The organism is Bacillus sp. R86525 (assembly GCF_042466195.1).
In the GTDB taxonomy this organism is placed as follows: domain Bacteria; phylum Bacillota; class Bacilli; order Bacillales; family Bacillaceae_G; genus Bacillus_A; species Bacillus_A nitratireducens.
In genome coordinates, this window is the sequence record NZ_JAXHPX010000007.1 from 4833940 (window position 1) to 4855829 (window position 21890).

Genomic DNA, 21890 nt, shown 5'->3' on the forward strand with positions numbered 1-21890 from the left:
AAATAATGAAAAGGACAAAATTCATTCTAGACCCTTTACTCATATAAAAGAGATAAGACTTCATCATTTCTTTGATCCCTTATCTTCCAATAAAGAAAGCCGCATCCTTTTTCAGGATGCGGCTTTCTCTTATTTTTGACTCGTACGAGCTGAAATACTAATTGCTCTATCTGTTGCTTTTGCAGCTTCATCTAAAGCTTCTTTACTATTCTTACCGTCATACATTGCTTCTAATGCTTTTACAACTGCATCTCTTGATTCTGGGAATACACTAATTAATGCCCCTTGAGTTGCTGGAGATTGCTTCGTCGCTTGCAATTGTTCTACTGTTACTTTTAGCTGTGGATATTTTTCGTATTGATCTTTTACTAACGGCTCATTATATGCATCTGGATTAATTGAGAAATATCCTGTTGCTGTATGCCATTTTGCTTGTACATCTGGCTTCGTTAAATATTTCATAAAGTCCCAAGCACCTTGTTGCGTTTCTTCTGAAACCATATTCGTCATCCATAATGATGCACCGCCAATAACAACGCCATTTTGTTTCGAATCTTCTGGATGCGGAATATACGAAACGCCTACATTAAACTTAGATGCATCAATTAAATCACGAACACCAGCTGAAGAATCTAAATACATAGCAACTTGTCCAGACTGGAACGCGGCACGAATATCATCCCAACTTGCTCCATACTTTCCAAGTGCACCAGCTTTATTTAATTCATCTAACATCCCAAACACTTTTTGACCTTCTTTTCCGTTAAATACTGCTTTCTGTGCAGCATCTTTACGACCATTTTCATTATCTACATATAAAGCCCCTTGTGTCGCTAACAACTCTTCAAAGAACCAACCATAATTCAGCATTGAAAATCCATACTGCTTTACATTTCCGCCTTCTTTAATCGTTAACTTTTTCGCCGCTTCTTTTAACTCAGCATATGTTTGTGGAGCTTTCTCTGGATCTAATCCAGCCTTCGCGAAAGCATCTTTATTATAAATTAATACTGGTGTAGATGAATTAAACGGCATAGAATACATTTTTCCATCAACTGAATAATAGTTCGTAATTGCTTTTTCTAATTTTGATGTATCGTACTTATCTTTTTTAATCCAGCTATCGATAGGCGTAATCTTTTTGCTATCAATCATATACTTCGTTGTAATTTCACTCGATTGAACAAGAGCTGGCGCTTCTTTCGTTGCAGACATCGTTTTAAACTTCGTTAAAGACTCTTCGTATGTTCCTTGGAACTCTGCCTTTATCTCGTATTTATTCTGCGACTTATTATAGTCTGCAACAAGCCCATCTAGTACACCCTGTGTTTTTCCACCCATTGCATGCCAGAAACGAATTACAGTTTTATCACCATTCTTTTCAACTGGAGCTACTTTTGCCTGCGCTTCAGGTTTCCCCTCTGTTTTACTATTTGAACAAGCTGCCCCGGTTAATGCCATTGTGGCTGCCATTAAAAGAGCAGCACTTTTTTTCAATAAACTCATCTCAATCCCACCTTTTCCTATGTATGCTTATTTAATTGCACCTTTTGTTAATCCTTGTTGTAATTGCTTTTGCCCTAAAAATAGTAAAATTAACGTTGGAATGACGATAACCGTAACACCGGCCATTACACTGCCCCAATCAGTTGCAACTTCTTGAGATTGAAGCTGCTTCACACCAATTTGAACCGTTCTTACTTTTTCATCAGTGGTTACTAAGAGCGGCCACAAATACATATTCCACGTTGTTAAAAAGCTATATACTCCAAGCGTAATAAAACTCGTTTTACAATACGGAATTACAACGCTGAATAAAAACCTTACATTTCCAATCCCTTCAATAAAAGCAGCTTCTTTCAGTTCATTTGGAAGTGTCATAAAATGTTGACGTAGTAAGAAAATACCGAAAGCTGTTGCAAAGAATGGCACTGTCATCCCAGCAAAGCTATTGATCCAACCAAAGTTTTGAATCGTTAAAAAGTTCGGTACCATCGTTGCTTCCCACGGAATAAGCATCGTTGAAATAAACAGGAAGAAAATTACGTTTCTCCCTTTAAACTGAAGAAAAACAAAAGCATAAGCTGCTAAACTGGATACGATAAGTTGTCCAATCATAACAATCGTCGATACAATTAAACTGTTGTACAAGTATGTAAAAAGCGGTACTTTTTGAAAGATATTAATAAAATTATCGAAAGTAAATTGGGTCGGAAATAACCTTCTCATTTGAATATCATCTGGTGTCATAAAGCTTATTAAAAACGCATAGAGTACAGGAAAAAACACCATTACTGCACTAATAATGAGCAGCATGTATAATAGGAAATTTTGTTTCCACTGTTTAACGATCATTTATAATGCACCTTTCTCTCAGCAAACTTGAATTGAATCAATGTAGCAATAAAAATGAAAACGAATAATACCATCGCTTGTGCACTTGCTGTTCCAAATTGATGATTCACAAATGCTTCTTTATAAATCGAGTACACAATTAAATTCGTTGCATCATTTGGTCCACCGTGCGTTAAAATATCAATTTGTCCAAAGCTTTGGAACGCACTAATTAACGTTACTGTCACGATAAAAAATAAAGTTGGTGATAGCATCGGTAATGTAACGCGGCGAAGCTTATACAAATAACTGGCACCATCTATAGATGCACTCTCATATAAAGACGTATCAATATTTTGTAAACCACCTAATATAACTAAAAATGCAAATCCTGTATTCACCCAAACCGTTGTAACCGATACAGAAAACAGTGCCCATTCTGGACTCGTTAACCATGCGATTGCGGGAAGATTCATAGAGGCTAATATATTATTAAATAACCCTACACTTGGATGAAATAAAAATAGCCAAATCACTGCACTAGCAGCTACTGATATTCCCATAGTTGAAGAAAAGAGAACTCGGAACAATCCAATACCTCTTACTTTTTCATTTGCAAGTAACGCAAGAAATAAGGCGAATACAATGCTAGTAGGCACTGTATATAAAACAAATAATAAAGTTGACTTTATACTTTTGTAGAAAGCAGGATCCGAAAATAAATATTGATAATTTTCTAAGCCAACGAAAAGATTAGCTTCTCCGTGTATATCTGTTAAATAAAAGCTATAGTAGATTGTCCTAAACAATGGATAGAAAAGAAAAATTGAAAACAGCAAAATAGATGGTGCCAAAAACAATAATCCTATTCTTAGATCTTTCGTTCTGCTCCATAAATCCTTCTTTTTTGACACTTTTGTTTGAACTGGTAACTTACTTACTTCAATCATTATTTCGCCACCACTTTCAACTCTTCTTCAGCTACCACTTTTAATCGTTCATTCGTCTTTTGGTGAAAGAAGCATAACTTTTCTTGCGAGAATAATAATTTTACTTTGTCACCTTTGTTCAGAAGTAACTGCCCGATAACTTTCGCACTCCAAGTTGTTCCATTTAACGCAAAGTTTAATATAGATTCATTCCCTAATACTTCTACAGATTGCAGCGTAACTTCTTGTCCTTCCTCAGACAATGCAATATGCTCAGGACGCATGCCTATTCGAATTGTTCCTTCTGGTAATTGCTTTAACTGCCCAATAGATAATGGAATTTGCAATTGCCCTATATGTAATACGCCTTTTTCTTTATCCACTTTTCCATCATTTATATTCATAGAAGGAGAACCTATAAAACTCGCAACAAATTCGTTTGCTGGTTCGTTGTATATATCAAGAGGTGTTCCAACTTGTTGTATACTTCCTTTATTTAAGACCATGATACGATCTCCCATAGTCATCGCTTCTATTTGATCGTGAGTAACGTAAATCATCGTAATTCCTAGTCGTTGCTGGATCTCTCTAATTTCAATCCTCATTTGGGCACGTAATTTCGCATCTAAATTCGAAAGTGGTTCATCCATTAAACAAATCGGTGCTTGACTCACGATCGCCCTGGCAAGCGCAACACGCTGTCTTTGCCCGCCTGATAATTGGCCCGGTTTCATTTTCACATACTCTTTCAGTCCTACCATTTCAATAGCTTCCATTAATCGCTTTTGTCGCTCTTCTTTTTGTACTTTCCTTACCTTAAGTCCAAATAAAATATTTTCTTCTACAGTTAGGTGTGGATATAATGCATAATTTTGAAATACCATTGATAGATTACGGTCTTTCGGCTCTAAATCATTTGCAACACGTTCATTAATCATTAAATCTCCCGAAGAAATTTCTTCTAAGCCAGCGATCATTCGTAGTAATGTACTTTTTCCACATCCCGAAGGTCCAACTAAAACAAAAAATTCTCCCCTCTTAATTTGAACCGATACGTCTTTAACCGCTGTCTCTTCCGCATTTTTATATACCTTTGAAACATCTTTCAATTCGATCACAAGGTTGCACTCCTTTTTTCTTCTTGTATCCATACTTCATAATGACTCGTTGAAATCGCACTTGCTCCTGCACGAATGGCAATTTCCGCATCTTCCCGCGTTTGAATCAATCCGCCTGCAATAATAGGAAATTCTATTTCCACTGCTAGCTGCTTAATAATTGAAGGCATAATACCAGGCATAATCTCTACTGCATTCGGTTTAGTCGTTTTACAATTTTCAATTGATTTTGTAAGAGATAAAGTATCGACAATAAAAATACGTTGAATCGTTTTTAATCCAATTTTATTGGCATTTCGAATTGTCGAACCTTTTGTTGAAATAATGCCTTGTGCTCCGATAACATCTTGAATATACAAAAGAGCTTCCTCTGTATTCGTATTTAAACCTTGTATAAAATCACAATGAAGAAATACATCATGTCCATGTTTCTGTAATTCGTATACACGCTCTGGTAACTCCAGCATTGAACCAGTCATAAGAAAAACTGTTTTCGGTAATTTTTTGTATGTTTTGTACCCTTTCCAATCCTTTATCATCGCAATATAAGGTTCTTTAAACAATTATTCCACCTAGCTTTTCTATTTTTATCCAAACTAAAAACACCTACTTACATAGAACACCTTTCTCCTTATTTGAACTCTAGGGAATAGAGCACACTTAAGAAAGCGGCACGTTATATGTAAGCGGGTGTTCTCAAATGTTCTCTACCCTAGTTATTTTGTTACCTTTACTATATTACGCATTTATTAAGTCAGTTTTGATAAATTGTTAATTAGATGTTAATCGAATGTTAATATTCACCATATTACTTTTACAATAATCTAGATATACGAATAAACTCCAACAGCAAACAACTGTGTTTAAAATTTAAGTGATATGCAAATTCATTCCATAATTAATCAATTCTAGTTTTCTTGCCACTGCTTGCGAAGCAAAGTTATCCCAAGAAGTACTATAAAGCGGAATGCGCTTTTCCTCTTGTATTGATATTGCCCAGGCTGTAACGACATCAGCACCATATCCATTCCCTTGAAACTCCACTAAAGTTTCCACACTTGCCTCAGCAGCTACGGGCGTACTTCTGGCACTGCAACATATAGAAACTACCTTTTCATTTTTTACAATTGCAAAATAAGGTTGCCTCCATTTCATCTGTTCTATTAGATTAGAAAAATTTTCTCGCAAAAGCTCTTTATTCTTCTCTGTTATTTGTATCGTTCTAGTTGGCTTATGTAAATTATTAGGGAACACGAAAGCAGGACCCATCCAAATATTCTCCACCGTTCTCTCTTCATTTAATACTTTAATGATTTTTGCTATCTCTATGTGATTTGAGCGTTCTCGAATTAATTTCTCAATCTTACTTACCATCTCAATATCCAGGTTATAATGATATCTCGTTATATTCCCTTCACGAGTTCGGCCAAGAAAAAAACGCGGCGCTTTCAGATTTCCATTTTCATTTACACACTTTATTCTTCCTACTTGATTATGAACAAATAAAACTTCTGCCTGAATTGCTATTAACTCAAGTTCTGAAAATCGCATTTATACCCTCCTTAATTACTATGTGTAGCCTTCTCGATATAGCATCCATCCATTTTTTCAAAACAAAAATCCCATTTAAATACACATTACTGAATCCATCATACTAAAATGACTTCTTCATTCTGTCTATCTAAATGGGATTATTTCGTGCTTTTTATTTCTTCAGCTTGTTATTCCGCCAGTTGTGGTTGCGGCTGTACTACTTCATTCGCTCCGGCTATCCTCAACATATTCGCAATATCTTTAAAACCTCTTTTTTCAGCATATTGCAGCGACGTAATATTTTCCTTATTGGCCATATTTACATCTGCCCCGTGGTCAATAAGCATTTGAATTACTTTCTTATGACTTTCACTACCATTTCCTAATACAATTGCTTCTAATAAAGCTGTTCCACCACGTTCATTCTTATAATTCACATCAATATCTGTATGCTCTAATAATTCTTTAACAACCTCTACATGGCCACGCTCTGATGCAGAAATAAGTGCTGTTCCACCTGACTTAGTCGTTTCTTTCGTATTAACTCCTGCATTAATTAATACTTTTACAATATCCGTATATCCTTCTCTACTTGCATAAAGAAATGGATTGCTTTGTTTTTCGTCTTGAATTTCAATATTAGCACCTGCACCAATTAATGCTTTAACTGTCTCTACATGATTTTGATACGTCGCTGCAAGGACAGGCGTTTCTCCGTTGTCACCTTCTACATTGATATTTGCTCCATCTTGGATCAGCTTCATAGCTGTTTCTGTGTCTCCAAGCGTCGCAGAAAGTAGCAACTGTTTGTCCATTAAATTTATACTTTTTTCTTCTTTAGATTCTTCCTGTTCTTTATGCTTTTCTTTTTTCTTTTCGTTTTTCACATGAACCGGTTTTGATTCTGGCTCTTCTTGCTTATCGCAAGCCACTACCGTCATTAAAAGTCCTAATAACATACATAATAAAATTTTTTGTTTTCTCACAACTACAGCTCCTATGAAAGATAATGTTTTCTTAACCATTCCTCCATCACATACAATAACTCTTCTTGAGTACATTTATCCATAAGCCCTTTAGATTCCTTCTTTAATCGGATTATCTTAAACTTATACTATGTTTCTCAACCTATTGGAATGATACGCCTGATGGCCTCATCATTAACATTATGAAGCAATTAGTTTAGCACGTTTTTACCGCATTTGTATACATTTCTAAAAAGTACATAAAGTGAAACTTTAATCAGTGGGGGTTGTTCATCTCCCACTGATTATTAGTTGAACCAATCGGGCATTTACGGGCAGTTGATCTCCCACCTAACTTCTTCGCTCCAGCCACATTTTGAGGTGGGAGTTTTACTGCCCGTTAATGCGGGGTAAATGATTGCTTTAGGTTACTATATTCCATTGTAACCGTTCTTCTAAAAATTTTACACCTTTTCTATATTTGCACCTGAGTAATAATAGAAAAAGACAACTATATAGTTGTCTTTTTCTATTATTAATGATGCCCACCGTGATTCCCTGTTTTCGGTTTTCCCATCATCTCTTTATTCATTTCCCATTTATGCTCTGATAGCTCTTTATACGAAAGAACTTTCCCCTTATAGTTAGATACAAAACTCTCTGCATCTTTTTTATTTTTAAATGAAATGACATTATAAGCCATCGGTGTCGTTATTGTTTTATCATATACGTAAGTAGCATCTTTTAACGAAACCCAATCTTTCGAATCATAATCTCGAACAAATTTTTCTTTCGTCTTTTCACCTGAATTGATCTCCATCCATTTATACATGCAGCCAATATCATCAAACTTTAATGCTTTTCCATTTTCTAAAATAATTTCTGTTGCGAATTGATTATCCATTACCCCTATTTGACAAATATCACACTTATCATTTTTCTCATTAATCGCAACAGCTGTTAGTTCTTTTTTCCCACATCCTACTATCGTAAATATGAAACATAAACATATAACAAGTGCGACATATTTTACCCTCATCAATATTCCTCCCTAGAAACCGTATACTCCACGAAAAGAATACCAAAAGGTTGTGTGAGATTTGTGAAAAAACAATGTTCTTTTTGTAATATATGGAACAAAAAAGAGATGTGCAGTTACTTCCACACATCTCTCATCATTCACAACCAGTAATTAATAAATCATCTTCTAACTTAACTAATAATGTGTCCGTATCAATGCTTTGTCCAACTTCTACATTTACTAATCTTATATTCCCACTGATCCCTACTGCAATTTTTTCAATCTCACCGTCATTTTTTCGGATCATCATTAACTTTTCCCATTCATATACGTAAGAGGATTCATTAATAAAAATCTCCTCTACTTTTCCTTTACACGAACTATAAATTTCTTCTATTCTTGTTTGCATTCAAAATCTACTCCCTACTTCACGCTTCGCTATTTCCATCTTATTCTACCATTCTTGTACGAAGGCATTTATCTTTTTAAAAATTCAAAATTACCCTGTGAACAAAATGATCAAAATAAAGATTATGCTTCTAATGATGTTATTTTTCAAATTATTTACCATTCCAATTGAACCTTTTATTATAAATAAAAAACCTTTTATCTGAATTTTTATTTTATTTTGAAAGCGTAATCATTTTTGGAGGGGGGAGATTACATGTTAGCATTACTCGGATTTACAATGGTATTTGTCTTTATGTTTTTGATTATGACGAAACGTATGTCTGCACTAGTAGCATTAATATTAGTTCCAATTATTTTCGCATTAATTGGTGGCTTTTATGCGAATATGGGCCCGATGATGTTAGAAGGAATTCAAAAGCTAGCACCTACTGGTATTATGCTTATGTTCGCCATTTTATATTTCGGAATTATGATTGATAGCGGTTTATTCGATCCTGTCATTAGTAAAATTTTGAAATTTGTAAAAGGAGATCCTTTAAAAATTGTTGTTGGTACAGCTATTCTTACTATTATCGTTTCATTAGATGGTGACGGAACAACAACATATATGATTACAGTTTCCGCAATGTATCCACTATATAAACGCCTTGGGATGAATCCGCTTATATTAGCTGGGGTTGTTATGTTAGGGGCAGGTGTTACAAATCTTACACCTTGGGGTGGACCAACTGCTCGGGTTATGAGTGCTCTTGGACTTGATGCATCAGAGCTCTTCACACCACTTATACCAGGAATGATTGCTGGTGCAATTTGGGTAGTTTTCGTTGCCTACTATCTTGGAAAAAAAGAAAGAAAACGTTTAGGAATTATGGATGTTCAATATTTAAAACACATGCAAACAATGGATGAGCAAGCTGCGACAGTCGAAGCTGAAATACATAAACGCCCGAAACTGCTATGGATTAACTTTTTATTAACTGTTGCCCTACTCGTCTGTCTCATACTAGAAGTTATGCCGTTACCTGTTTTATTTACAGTCGCTTTTGCTATTGCGGTGATGATTAATTATCCAAGCTTGGAACAACAAAAAGAACGTATTGCTTCTCACGCTGGAAACGTATTAGCGGTTGTTTCTCTCGTATTTGCCGCTGGAATTTTCACTGGTATTCTATCAGGGACAAAAATGGTAGATGCAATGGCTCAAAGTGTAGTGACTCTTATACCAGATGCTCTTGGACCACAACTACCAATTATTACAGCTCTTCTTAGTATGCCGTTCACATTTTTCATGTCCAATGATGCTTTTTACTTCGGTGTACTACCCATTTTAACAAAAGCTGCCGCTGCTTACGGAATTAGTGCAGCTGAAATGGGACGCGCTTCATTACTCGGGCAACCTGTTCACTTACTAAGCCCACTCGTTGCTTCTACTTATTTATTAGTTGGTATGGCAAAAGTTGATTTTGGTGAACATCAACGCTTTACTTTACTTTGGGCTGTTGGAACGACAATGGTTATGTTGATTACTGGAATTGTAATTGGAATTATTCCAATATAAGATGAAACTAGGAAAAACAGTAGAGGAAATATAATCCTCTACTGTTTTTATTGTTGTGAAAGTCCCCTATGAAGAAGCGCGGAAATACCTTCTTTCTGGCCTCCCCACACTTCCATATATAAGCTCCGCATGCACTTTCTTTCCAGAGATTAAATACTCTAAGTAGCGCCTCGCAGTTGATCGGCTTACGCCTACCATTGAACTTAGCATCTCTGCAGTAATTCCCTCCTCATTAACAGTTAACATATGCTTTTTTATTTTTGCTAACGTTAAAGGGTCGATTCCTTTTGGCGCATATTCAATTTGATTTGCCTGCACCCCTCTTTGGGACCATAGATGTTCAATCTGTTCTGAAGATAATTGAGCATTTTTCTTTAACTTCGTAATCTTCTTTTGATAACTTTCTAAACTTGTTTTAAAACGATCAAATGTAAGTGGCTTTACGATATAATCTGTTACCCCACCTCGTAAAGCATGCCGCACTACATCCGTCTCTGATGCGGCTGTAATCATAATAATGTCTGTATCATGCAAATTACGCCTAATATATGTGACGAGTTCAGTCCCTTGCATGTCAGGTAAATATACATCTAATAAAACGAGTTGTGGCTTTACAAACTCTAACCATTCTTTCGCCTGTTCTCCAGTCGTTGCTGTTCCAATTACTTTAAACCCCTCAATTTTTTCAGTAAAACGACGATGAATTTCCGCAATCCGAATATCATCTTCTACAATCAATACTTCAATCCCCTCATTCATTACAATTCGCCTCTCTCTTTCGGTAATGCAATGATAAATAAAGCACCGCCTAAATCCCCTTTTTCAATCGCAATACTCCCATTTAAATCTTCTACTAACTCTTTCACTTTTGCTAATCCATATCCACGTTTTTCGCCCACTTTCGTCGAAAAACCTTTATAGAATATGCTTGTAATTATTTCATCATGAACACCTTGTCCTGAATCTTCTACTTCAATTAATATTTCTTCCCCAATGTCTGTTACAAACATTCTTACTTTCTTATCATGATCTTGATTTCTTTCAATTGCTTCAAATGCATTCGTGATCAAATTCCCTAAAATAGAAACAACGTAATTACTCTCAATATGTGGACTTAAATTTTCTAAACTACTTTCTCGATCTAGCATAAAATCAATCTTCAGCTCTCGTGCCCTATTATAAAATCCAATTAAAATCCCACCTAACCATGGATTTTGAATTCGTTTCATAATAAATTGAACGAACTCTTGATATACTGCCGTTTCCTTATGAATAAGCTCTAAAGCATCTTCATAAGACTCTAATTGAATAAGACCTGAAAGCGTATACAATAAATTGTTATATTCGTGCGTTTGCGCCCGCAATGCCTCTGTATACTGCCGTGTTTGAGATAATTCCGCTGTTAATTGATCCATCTCAGATTTCAAGCGCAAGCTGGATACTACACCAGTTACTTTATTATTAACTTTAATAGGTAGGCGATTGGCAATAACATCCTGTCCCTTTATATTTAATTGACGGTCAAATTGTTCTTCGCCAGTTTGAAGTACATCCAGTATCGATGAGTTAGGAATAACATTTAAAATAAATTCGCCCATTATATTTTGTCGTTTATCTAAAGAAAGAATGTCATATGCTGCTTGATTTACTAAACTAACCATTCCATTTTTATCGATTACTACAATCCCTTCACGTACAGATTGAATAACTGTACTATGCTCCTCATACAAAGATGAAATTTCCTCTGGCTCCATTCCAAACATCATTCGTTTTATACTTCTTGCTAAATATATAGAGCCAATTATCCCAATTAACAGACCTATTATTGTAATCCAAAACACACGCTTTCCATATACTTCTATCGCTCCATGAATATCATCCATTGAAAATCCAACAGAAACTACGCCAATAATTTCATTATTCTGATTACGAATTGGGGCTTTTCCTCGTAATGAAGGCCCTAATGATCCCGTTGCTTCCGAAACGTAAGACTTCCCCTCTAATAGAACCCCTTTGTTATCTCCGCCAACCATTCTCTCTCCTATTTTATCTCGCATAGGATGTGCGTAACGAATACCATCTTTATTTCCAACTACAATAAAGTCGGCATCTGTTTCGATTCGAATTTTTTCTGCAATTGGCTGAATAATAGAAGCTGGATTTTCCTTTTGAAAAGCTTCCCCGATTTCTGGTATAGCAGCAACTGTTTTCGCAACATGCAACGCTCTTTTTCCAATTTGCTCCTCTACTGTTTCAGATAATATATAGTAAAATAAATAACTTGTTAACAGCAGTACAACAAGAATAAGTGTGCTAATAGTTAATGTAATTCTCGGTTGCAGCTTTAATTTTTTAAATTTCAAAACCATTCCCCTAACATGACTAAAGATAGAATTTAAAGAAAATACAGTTTTTTAAATTATCAACTTTTATCATAACACGGTTACTATATATTTCTTTATCTTTATCTTCATAAAGTGAAACTTTAATCAGTGGGGGTTTTGTTCATCCCCACTGATTATTAGCCTTCACCAATCGGGCATCTACGGGCCGCCCGACTCCCACCTAACTTCTTTGCTCCAGCCGAATTATGAGGTGGGAGTTTTACTGCCCACAAATAGCGGGATAAAAAAAGAAACGAAGTAAAATTACTACCTCGTTTCTTAATGCTTGCTATTACACTTTAAATTTACCAATCATCTCTTGTAATTCTTCAGCCATTCGCGATAAGTGAACTGCTGCTGAATTTATTTCTTCTACTGAAGCTACTTGCTCTTCAGAGGAGCCAGCAATATTTTGAACACTTGCTGCATTTTCTTCAATCGTTGCTGCAATTTCATTAATAGATGCACTTACTTGTTTTGCATCTATCGTCATTCGTTTCGCTACTTCTACCATACTATCAATTTGTACAACTGTATCATTTGTAGATTTCAATATTTCTACAAAGCTTTGCTTCGTTTCATTTGCAACTACAAGTCCTGATTGTACCTCTGTCCCAACCTGATTCATAGAGCTTACAGTTTCTTTTATATCAAATTGTATCTCTGTTACTAGCTTACCAATTTCCGTAGAAGACTGCCCCGATTGTTCTGCTAATTTCCGTACTTCATCTGCTACAATTGCAAAACCTCTTCCTTGCTCTCCAGCTCTTGCAGCCTCAATTGCAGCATTTAATGCTAATAAGTTTGTCTGCTCTGCAATATGTTGAATCACTTCTAGAATAGCTCCAATTTGCTTCGACTTATCATCTAATAAAGAAATGACTTTGTCTGACTGTGAAACAGACTCATGAATTAATTGCATTTGATTCACAGTTTGTTCAACTAACTTTCCACCATCTGCAGCTTTTTGCTTCGTATACATAGAGGCTGTGGATACTAATGAAGAGCTATCCGCAACACGCTGAATTCCTTCTGTAACTTCTTCTAACAGAGTCGCTCCTTCTTCAACTTCCCGCGTTTGTATTTCTGCCCCACTCGATACTTGTTCCATCGCTTGTGTAATTTGTTCTGTTGCTTCACTTGCTTGCTTCATGCTAGCTGTTAATTCTTCTGAAGAAGCCGCTACATGACCAGCTGAAGTATTAATATTTGAAATTACATCATGTAATGATGCCGCCATCTCATTAAAACTTTCTCCTAACTGTCCAATTTCATCCCGCGAATGAACAGCAATTGATTCCGTTAGGTCACCTTCGCTAATTTTCCTTGCTGATATAACAAGTTGTTTTAACGGTTTAATAATAGAAGCGAGTATGAAGTAAATTACAATTCCACCAATTATTAATGAGATACCAATAACAGTTATTGTTTTATAGAAAATAGGTTCAGCCGCTTGAATAATTTCTTTTGAAGGCATAATCCCTGCTATTTTCCATCCGGTTTGCTTATTTGTTTTAAAAGTGATATTGCGATCCTCGCCATCTAATGAAAATTGAAAATCACCTGTTTCTTGTTTATACAGTTCCTTTTCAAGTTTCTCTTCTACCTTTTCCCCTGGCTTCAGCGTTGGATGTGCTACCACATTTTTATCCTGATCAAAAATTGCAACATACCCTTCTTTACCGATATTAACCATTTTCGAAGTATTTACAATATCATTTATAATTAAATCAATACCGAGAACACCACTTTTATCCTCATTTTGTTTTGCTATTGTAACAACAATATTTCCTGTCGTTTTTGATTTATATGGAGCCGTAATAATTACTTCTCCACTTTTTTTCACTGCCTCTTTATACCAATCTCTTTCTACCGGATTATACCCTTCTGGCATTTGAATTGCTGGTGATTGAATAAATTGCCCATTACTAGATCCAGTATATATTGCTTCCATTTCTGGATGTAATTTATTATATTCTTCTAATTTATTTTGCACGTTTTGAAGCTGATCTGCTTGATAACTCGCTCCAGTGAATAATTTTGTAAAATATGCTGCATCTACTTTCTTACTATCTAATTCTTTATTAATTACATTATTTAAAATCTTCACGTTATCTTTTGCTGATTGCAAAATTGTTTCATTAAAATTTTCCTTCGCCTGCTGATAAGATGTCCAGCCAATTATAATACTTGGTACAATTAAAATAATAATAAATGATACAAGTAACCTTGTTTTTAAACTACTACTCCTTAATTTTCCTTGAAACATATTTCTGCCCCTCCATACCGTTTTACATGCAATAAATTATAATTAATCTATTTATAAAAATTATAAGATATAAATAAATTGATGAGACTCTCTATTTCTCTTTACTGATCTTTCTAGATTTAAAAGATTATTGCATACATATTTCATTCTATAAAAATTAAATAATTAAAACAATGTATAAAAATGTATATTATTTGAAATATTATAATTAACAGAAGAACCTCTAGTATGCCATTTACTAGAGGTTCTTTTCATCTTGCTATTCTTTATCTTTTTTTATTTCTTTCTTCTCATCTTCTACTACTGATACTACAGGTTTATCATTTGATAGTTGTTGCACAGCACCTTTTCCAGCGAATCCTTCTAGTAATTCTTTTAAATCAATACCAGAAGAGGCTTTTAAAGTTTCTTGCATCGTTGCCATTAAATCAGTCGCATAACCCGCAACTTTTCCAGCACCGCTATTCTTACCACCGCCGCCTGTATCGACAACTGTGATCTTATCAATATTGCTAAGTGGACTTGCAATTTCTTTCGCATAACTTGGAAGCATTTTAAGAACCATATCCATAATTGCCGCTTGACCATATAATTCAAACGCCTCTGCAATTTTTTGTTTCGCTTCTGCTTCTGCTAAACCTTTTAACCTAATAACATCTGCTTCCGCTGTACCTTGCGCTTTTTGTACTTCCGCTTTCGCTTGACCTTGCGCCTTTTCGATTTCCGCCTTCGCTAAACCTTCTACACGTACTTCTTCTGCACGTGCTCTTGCTTCAGCTTCAATCTTATATTGATCTGCATCTGCCTTTTTAATTTGTTTTACTTTTTCAGCTTCAGCTGATTGCTCAACAGCATAGCGATCTGCATCTGCTTTTTTCTTTACTTCTGCGTCATACTGCTTTTCACGACGCGCAATCTCTTTTTCTTCTAACTCAATTTGCTTTTCGCGCTCAATGATTTTAACGCGCATTTGCTCTTCTGTAACACCTTGTTGTGCTTTCGCTTGTTGTAATTCGTAAGAAAGATCCGCGTCTGCACGTGCTTGTTCTTGCTCTCGCTTATAAGATTGTACTTTTAATTCTTTATGTTTTTCAGCTTCAGCGATTTGTGCATCACGCTGGTACTCTGCTTCTTTCGCTTCTTTCTCTGCACGAGCTTTTTCAATACGTGCTTCTTTTTCACGCTCTGCATTCGCAACTGTTGCATCACGTTTAACCATTGCAATTTGTGGCTGACCAAGTGCATCTAAGTAACCGTTCTTATCCATTATCTCCTTAATTGTAAAGGAAACGATGCGAAGCCCCATCTTTTTCAAATCAGTTGAAGCTACTTCATGTACCTTTTGAGCAAATTGCTCTCTATTACTATAAGCATCTTCTACTGTCATAGAAGATAAAATAGCACGTAGATGCCCTTCTAAAACTTCTTTTGCTTCTATTTTTAACTCTTCTGTTTCTTTTCCTAAATATTGTTCAGCTGCTGTAGAAACTTCTTCAATTGTGGATCCTACTTTAATAATAGAAACACCATTTACTGTAATCGGTACACCCTGTTTCGTATACGTATCACGTGTACCAACTTCTAATTTGTAGTTTAATAGGCTTAAAGGCTCTGCTCTTTGCATAATTGGAACTACGAATGTACCGCCCCCGCGGATAATCTTAATCTTCTTTCCATCATCAGTGGTAACGACATTCTTTCCACCGCCAAGCCAGTTCCCTGTTACAATTAGCGCTTCATCTGGACCAACTGTACGATACTTCGTAATGAATACTAAAATGAGTAGAAGTAAAATTGCGAGTAAAACTCCACCTATAATTAATGGAATCGTCATGTAAATTCCCCCTTATAATTTTGGTTTCTTTAAAGAATAAGCGATGTTTTGTACAAGTAAAACACCATCTTGAATTCCCTCGATAATGACCTCAGTTCCTTGTGAAATATCTTTTTTTCCAATTGCTCTAGCTGGTATTGCATTACTTCCAAATTGGGAGGAAATTAATACTTCACCAAACCCTTCTCTAGGGATTGTAGTAATAACTTCTCCCTTGCATCCGATAAATTCATCCATGCGTTGGACAGTATTTTGTTCTGCTTCTGCAATTGGTTTTAAAATTAGTATTTTCATTATGAAAACACCGATAAAAGATATAGTAAATGAGGCTCCGAAAATAACGAGACTATTATAGGAGTATAAATATTCTCCTATATAACTAAGTCCACATAACATGGCGAAAAAACTAAGTAGTAACGTTACAACGGATACAGATCCGCCTCCAAAACTAAATATTGATTCAAAAATATCTCCAAAAAAGATATAAATAACAGTAAGTATAGTTGCAATTATAAATCCGTATAAATAAATTGTTTCAAGTGGATAACCAAACAAGACCATTTCTTATCCCCCTTTCTTAAACAATCCCTTTTTTGTTATGTGTATGCCTCACCTCTTTCAAAAATTATTAATCTTAATTTTCAGTTATTTACTCTTTAAAGAAAAACCTGTAAGACAGGTCTCTAAAAAAGAACAGGAGAAACCTATTGTGACAGGCTCCTCCTAGTAAATAACCGATATATTGTATATCTATATAATATACTATTTTCCACAAAAAGTAAAGTTAAACATACATTGGAAGAGTACTTATTTTACTGATAATGTGTATGTTCCATCACCATTATCATATTTATATACATACAAGTAATACTTACCTGGTCTTGCATTAAATTTTGCTTCTATATGATTTCCATTAGCTTGACCGTAAGCTGCGTAATTTTGCATATCTGATTCATGGTGAAGTACCCATGTCATCCCGATTCCATACTCATTTAAAACAGAAATATCGATATCTTTCGCTGATGCGACATTAAATGTATAAACATCGGTGTGATCCCCGCCGATAAGGCTACCTCTTATAGTAGTGTTTAGCCCAATACGATTTGCTTCTTCTGGACGATTATTTGGTTCTGATTCTGTTACACTTCCATCTTTAATTGTAACAGTTGTTTCGCTTCTACTCTCTTTTCCTTTATCATCTTTTACTCTTAACGCTACTTTATAAGTTCCTTCTCTTTCATATGCATGTACTGGATTAACTTCTTTACTTGTTCTGCCGTCTCCAAAATCCCATAAATAAGAAACGATTTTTCCATCTTCGTCGTTTGATCCATCACTTTTGAATTGAATTCCTTCTTTTACAAACCCATTATAAGGCCCGTTTACATTAACCGTCGGAGCTTTATTTTCTCCGTCATCTTTTGCGATACCATGGAAGACTACATCATATTCAAATTCATTTGAACTATTCACACGATAATTAACGAAGTGTGCTGTAACCGTTTTGTAGCCACTCCATTCTTTTTGCGTCAATTGTTCTAAAGCCTCATTTACTCTTTTACTCATTGCTTTCCAGTCTTCTGACTCACCTTTTGTTACACTACCTGTGAACGTGCCTTCTAATGTAAATGTATTAAAGAATTGAGATGTATGCTTTGTCATTTTTGTATCTTTCATAGACAACGTATCACTAATTTCTTTCTTCACTTCTGTTAATGCTTTTGGTGCATGTTCAACTAAATAATCATCTGCTACTTCCGGAACATTGTACTTATCTTGATTATCAATTAACTGCTGCATATACTCTTGATACTCTTTATTTAACTTAGAATCTTTACTTAAAGTCTCACGATACGTATCATAATTTCCTACATCATTCGCACGAATTAAATCTTGAATTTTATCAAACGTTTCAAATTTATGAGTATATAAGTAAGACTGCAATGCGAACGAGTAGTTATAGAAATCCCAAGAACCATATTTAGCAAATAGTGTACGCTCTGCTGTATAACGGCTTGCCGGATCAGATGATAATCCACTAATTATGCTCTTTCTTGGTACAACGTTATTTGTACGAGTAGATCCTGCGAAAAATTCTGCATTCCCTTCTTGGAACCAAGTTAATCTTTCATTTTGATACATATCTCCTCTTCCAAATAAACCGGGAACTTCATATCTTCCTTGAAGATAATGAGTAAACTCATGACGGAATAACTCTTCTAAACTATAAATACTTTGCTCTGGCGTACGCTCATATGTAAAAAATGTGCCTGTCTCTTCAATATAAATCCCACCGTTGTTTGTCTCATAGCCGTACAGTTGTCTATTTAATTGATATTCATCTGGAGTGTTATAGATTACTATCGTTAATACGTCGTCTGCATTACCTTGTTCTAAAGCTTTATCATTACCGATTACACGGTGATATTGTGCCTTTACTTCTTTTGCTGCCCAGTATAACCTTTTAATTTTTTCCTCTGATACTTTATCTCCTGTTTTAAACACAATAGATCCATCGTCGAATGTGTATGTTTTTGGTAAGTACTGTTCTTTTCCTTCTTTACGTATCTTCTCTAAATCTACCGTATTCCCGCTATAATCTTTCCCATTATAATTTGTTGTAATTTGTTCTACTGCAACAAAATACGGCTCACTTAAACGCGGGTACATATGCATTGCCTGTGTAACAACCTCTAATCCTTTATTTGGATTACTATGAAACTTACCTAAACGACTAGCAAAATAAATTCCATTATTAACGAGCCACTTATTTTCTGGTGTTACTTGATTTAAAAGAGCAATACGATTTATTTCATTAATAAACCCATCTATTTTTCCATACCACATTGTATCTTTTGCCTCTTTACGAGTTTCAAATAAATAAGATTGCATATCATAATCAATACCTTGCATCATATCGTATACAGCTTGTCCTTTCATACGATCGTCTACATATGTATGGAAATTATCATTATATTGTTTTAAAATATTAGCCGCATATTGAACCGTTTCAACATCACTTGAAGCATTACTAATTAATTTGCCATATGCAGATACGACTGAATCTTGCTCATATGTACCGAGCTTAAAGTTTGGATTTGTTGCAATTGCTTTTAAGGCAGGTAAACATTTATCCTGGAAATTCCTCTCATTTAATTCGCTTAATTCATTATTGTAAAAGGCAAGATAAAAAGCTGAACGTAACACTTCAGTAAACGTTTGAATTCCTTTTGAATCATCTTTCGTAAATGTACTACCTCGATGAGCTAATTCGTCTATAACTGCTTGCATTTTCTCTTTGTCTTTATAAAAAGCCTTTGCATCTTCATTAAACTGGAATAAGTCTGTAATTTGATTCCATTTAATACTTCCTAGCGTTTCAACTAATTCTTGATTATTCATTTTGTTTAAATCAGCCATTGAATAGCTTTCTTTAACTTGCTTTACTTCTGAACTCTTCATAATAGATGCTGGTCGCTGTGAAAAGTCTCCTACTTTTAAACGTTCTTGAAACGATAATGTTTCATCAACTTTCGAAATATGCCCAACTTCATCTACTGGTTTTTCAATTCCAACCGGTTTCGTTTTCAACACATTATACGGTACTTTTTCTTCCGCTGATGCATGAGTTTGAAGTGCCCCTAACGATAGAGCCATTGTACTAATACTAAGTATAACTTTATTAATCTTTGATTTCTTGTTCATATCCTTGTCCCCCTATTTAAATATTCCATCCAAGAATTTAACATAAAATCTAGATGCAGAAATATAAAATGCAATATTTCATATTATTTCTTCCTACATTTTGTACATATCGTGAACGCCCTTGCCTTTATCTAACCTCCAATGATTATGAATCTATAGCGGTTAAACTGTCCTCTTACACACAATAAAAAAACGAATTTTTTGACAATTAAACCTTTAATTGTTATGATTAATATAATTGTTAACTTTATTAAATAAGGGTGGGATTCTATGATAAAAAAAGAGAACAGTGTATTCTATATCTCCATCTTGCTAACAACATTATTCATCATATGGGGAGTTACCCCGGCAAGTTGGATACAAGGCTATGATTTACAAAGCGTTACATCTTCTTTAAACTCATTCATTCTCAATAAATTTGGATGGTTTTACTCTCTACTTATGACCTCAATGCTTATTTTAGCTACTTATTTAGCATTTTCTAAGTATGGATCTATTCGTCTTAGTAAAGATGGAGAAAAACCAAAGTATAGTTATCCATCTTGGCTATCCATGTTGTTTGGGGCAGGAATGGGAATTGGACTCCTCTTTTACGGAATTACTGAACCGATTTCACATTTTACAGATCCATTAATAGGAAAAGCAGGCACAGAAGAAAGCGCCAAGCTCGCTATGCAATATTCATTTTTCCACTGGGGACTCTTTCCGTGGTCACTATACGCGATGGTTGCTTTAACAATTGCATATTTCACGTTCCGCAAACAAAAAGGTAGCACAATTGGGGCTACAGTTACTCCATTATTTAATCGATCGAAAAATTCTCCTATCGGAAAAACAGTCGATATTTTAGCTGTTTTAGCCACAGTATTCGGTATTGTGCCATCTGTTGGGATCGGTGCTCAACAAATTGCCGGAGGATTAAGCTATTTATTCCCTTCTATTCATAACACTTTACTTACACAGCTCGTACTTATCGCCATCTTCGCTGTTTTATATTTAACAAGTGCACAAACTGGCTTAGATCGTGGGATTAAATATTTGAGTAACTTAAATTTCTCTCTTGCAGGTATTTTACTCGTCTCCTTTTTACTTTTAGGACCAACTGTATTTATTATGAAATATTTCACATCTACACTCGGTTCTTATATTGGGGCTTTACCTAGTATGGGATTAAATTTAGGAGCATTTAATGAAAAATCTTCTTCTTGGATTGAAAACTGGACTATTTTTTATTGGGGATGGTGGATCTCCTGGTCTCCATTCGTTGGTACATTCATCGCCCGTATTTCTAAAGGGCGCACAATAAAAGAATTTATTTTTGGAGTTGTATTAGTTCCAACTCTTATCTGTACATTTTGGTTTGCAGTATTTGGCGGTACCGCTATCCATATGGAAATGTTCCAATCGCTTGGAATAGCTGATGAAATCGCAAAAAATGGTACAGAGATTGGATTATTTGCTGTTATTTCACACCTACCATTCTCTACATTTTTAACAATTATCGGGTTAATTTTAGTAGCCACATTTTTCGTTACTTCTGCCGACTCGGCAACATTTGTTGTTTCAATGCAAACGAGTAACGGAAGCTTATCACCGAAAAACAGTTTAAAACTTATATGGGGATTAACAATCGCGATAATTGCAGCTATTTTATTACAAGCAGGAGGACTAAATGCACTACAAATCGCAGCTATAATTGCTGCGCTACCATTTTCTATTGTAGTCGTTCTTATGGTCATTTCGCTCTTTAAAGAGTTGCGAAAAGAAGATGTTAATTCGCAAACGAGAGAAGTTCCGCAAAAAATAAAAAAGATTATGTAACAATTGGC

General features: G+C 35.1%; 17 protein-coding genes and 1 pseudogene. 2 read left to right on the forward strand and 16 right to left on the reverse strand.

Annotated elements, in window-relative coordinates:
- Window positions 1–129 precede the first annotated feature (129 nt).
- From SJY24_RS27570 to SJY24_RS27610, 9 genes are all read right to left on the reverse strand, one after another.
- The gene (locus tag SJY24_RS27570) at window positions 130–1506 is read right to left on the reverse strand and encodes an ABC transporter substrate-binding protein (RefSeq protein ID WP_377866923.1); all 1377 of its coding nucleotides are present in this window, start codon (window positions 1504–1506) and stop codon (window positions 130–132) included.
- Window positions 1507–1533: 27 nt separating this feature from the next.
- Complete coding sequence (locus SJY24_RS27575) at window positions 1534–2355, reverse strand: carbohydrate ABC transporter permease (protein ID WP_377866925.1); 822 nt, start codon at window positions 2353–2355, stop codon at window positions 1534–1536.
- Window positions 2352–3284, reverse strand: a complete 933-nt coding sequence (locus SJY24_RS27580; protein WP_377866926.1) for a carbohydrate ABC transporter permease — start codon at window positions 3282–3284, stop codon at window positions 2352–2354. Before SJY24_RS27580 ends, SJY24_RS27575 begins: the two co-directional genes overlap by 4 nt.
- Entirely contained in the window at window positions 3284–4381 is a 1098-nt protein-coding gene (locus SJY24_RS27585; protein ID WP_377866928.1) for an ABC transporter ATP-binding protein, read from the reverse strand. Before SJY24_RS27585 ends, SJY24_RS27580 begins: the two co-directional genes overlap by 1 nt.
- The gene (locus tag SJY24_RS27590; RefSeq protein WP_098666044.1) at window positions 4378–4944 is read right to left on the reverse strand and encodes a glycerol-3-phosphate responsive antiterminator; all 567 of its coding nucleotides are present in this window, start codon (window positions 4942–4944) and stop codon (window positions 4378–4380) included. Before SJY24_RS27590 ends, SJY24_RS27585 begins: the two co-directional genes overlap by 4 nt.
- Before the next feature lie 307 nt (window positions 4945–5251).
- On the reverse strand, window positions 5252–5932 hold the full coding sequence (locus SJY24_RS27595; RefSeq protein WP_377866930.1) for a GNAT family N-acetyltransferase: 681 nt from the start codon (window positions 5930–5932) through the stop codon (window positions 5252–5254).
- A 170-nt stretch (window positions 5933–6102) separates the two neighbouring features.
- Window positions 6103–6975, reverse strand: coding sequence for an ankyrin repeat domain-containing protein (locus SJY24_RS27600; protein ID WP_377866931.1), 873 nt, complete (start codon window positions 6973–6975; stop codon window positions 6103–6105).
- 439 nt (window positions 6976–7414) lie between these two features.
- Window positions 7415–7918, reverse strand: coding sequence for a nitrous oxide reductase accessory protein NosL (locus SJY24_RS27605; RefSeq protein WP_377866933.1), 504 nt, complete (start codon window positions 7916–7918; stop codon window positions 7415–7417).
- A gap of 136 nt (window positions 7919–8054) precedes the next feature.
- Window positions 8055–8309 carry a hypothetical protein gene (locus tag SJY24_RS27610; protein WP_377866935.1) on the reverse strand — a complete coding sequence of 85 codons (255 nt, stop codon included), beginning with the start codon at window positions 8307–8309 and terminating at the stop codon, window positions 8055–8057.
- 255 nt (window positions 8310–8564) lie between these two features.
- Between SJY24_RS27610 and SJY24_RS27615 the strand changes: the two genes are divergently transcribed.
- Window positions 8565–9869, forward strand: coding sequence for a CitMHS family transporter (locus SJY24_RS27615; RefSeq protein WP_000880480.1), 1305 nt, complete (start codon window positions 8565–8567; stop codon window positions 9867–9869).
- A gap of 66 nt (window positions 9870–9935) precedes the next feature.
- On the opposite strand, the gene SJY24_RS27620 is transcribed toward SJY24_RS27615, so the two are convergent.
- From SJY24_RS27620 to colA, 7 genes and pseudogenes are all read right to left on the reverse strand, one after another.
- On the reverse strand, window positions 9936–10628 hold the full coding sequence (locus SJY24_RS27620) for a response regulator (protein WP_377866936.1): 693 nt from the start codon (window positions 10626–10628) through the stop codon (window positions 9936–9938).
- A complete protein-coding gene (locus SJY24_RS27625; protein ID WP_377866937.1) occupies window positions 10628–12238 on the reverse strand; it encodes an ATP-binding protein in 1611 nt (536 codons plus the stop codon). Before SJY24_RS27625 ends, SJY24_RS27620 begins: the two co-directional genes overlap by 1 nt.
- Window positions 12239–12545: 307 nt before the next feature.
- Window positions 12546–13493: a methyl-accepting chemotaxis protein gene (locus SJY24_RS27630; protein ID WP_377867317.1), complete on the reverse strand. Its 948-nt coding sequence runs from the start codon at window positions 13491–13493 to the stop codon at window positions 12546–12548.
- Window positions 13485–14522 (reverse strand): annotated as a pseudogene (locus SJY24_RS27635) (HAMP domain-containing protein); the annotation flags it as partial. The pseudogene SJY24_RS27635 and the gene SJY24_RS27630, both read right to left, overlap by 9 nt.
- Before the next feature lie 259 nt (window positions 14523–14781).
- Window positions 14782–16356 (reverse strand): flotillin lipid rafts scaffold protein FloT, encoded by a 1575-nt coding sequence (locus tag SJY24_RS27640; protein WP_000155029.1) that lies wholly within the window; start codon window positions 16354–16356, stop codon window positions 14782–14784.
- 12 nt (window positions 16357–16368) lie between these two features.
- The gene (locus SJY24_RS27645; RefSeq protein WP_377866939.1) at window positions 16369–16917 is read right to left on the reverse strand and encodes an NfeD family protein; all 549 of its coding nucleotides are present in this window, start codon (window positions 16915–16917) and stop codon (window positions 16369–16371) included.
- Window positions 16918–17163: 246 nt separating this feature from the next.
- Complete coding sequence (colA, locus tag SJY24_RS27650) at window positions 17164–20061, reverse strand: collagenase ColA (protein ID WP_377866940.1); 2898 nt, start codon at window positions 20059–20061, stop codon at window positions 17164–17166.
- 270 nt (window positions 20062–20331) lie between these two features.
- Here colA and opuD point away from each other — a divergent pair, with 270 nt between their 5' ends.
- Window positions 20332–21882 carry a glycine betaine transporter OpuD gene (opuD, locus tag SJY24_RS27655; protein ID WP_377866942.1) on the forward strand — a complete coding sequence of 517 codons (1551 nt, stop codon included), beginning with the start codon at window positions 20332–20334 and terminating at the stop codon, window positions 21880–21882.
- The last annotated feature ends 8 nt before the right edge of the window (window positions 21883–21890 follow it).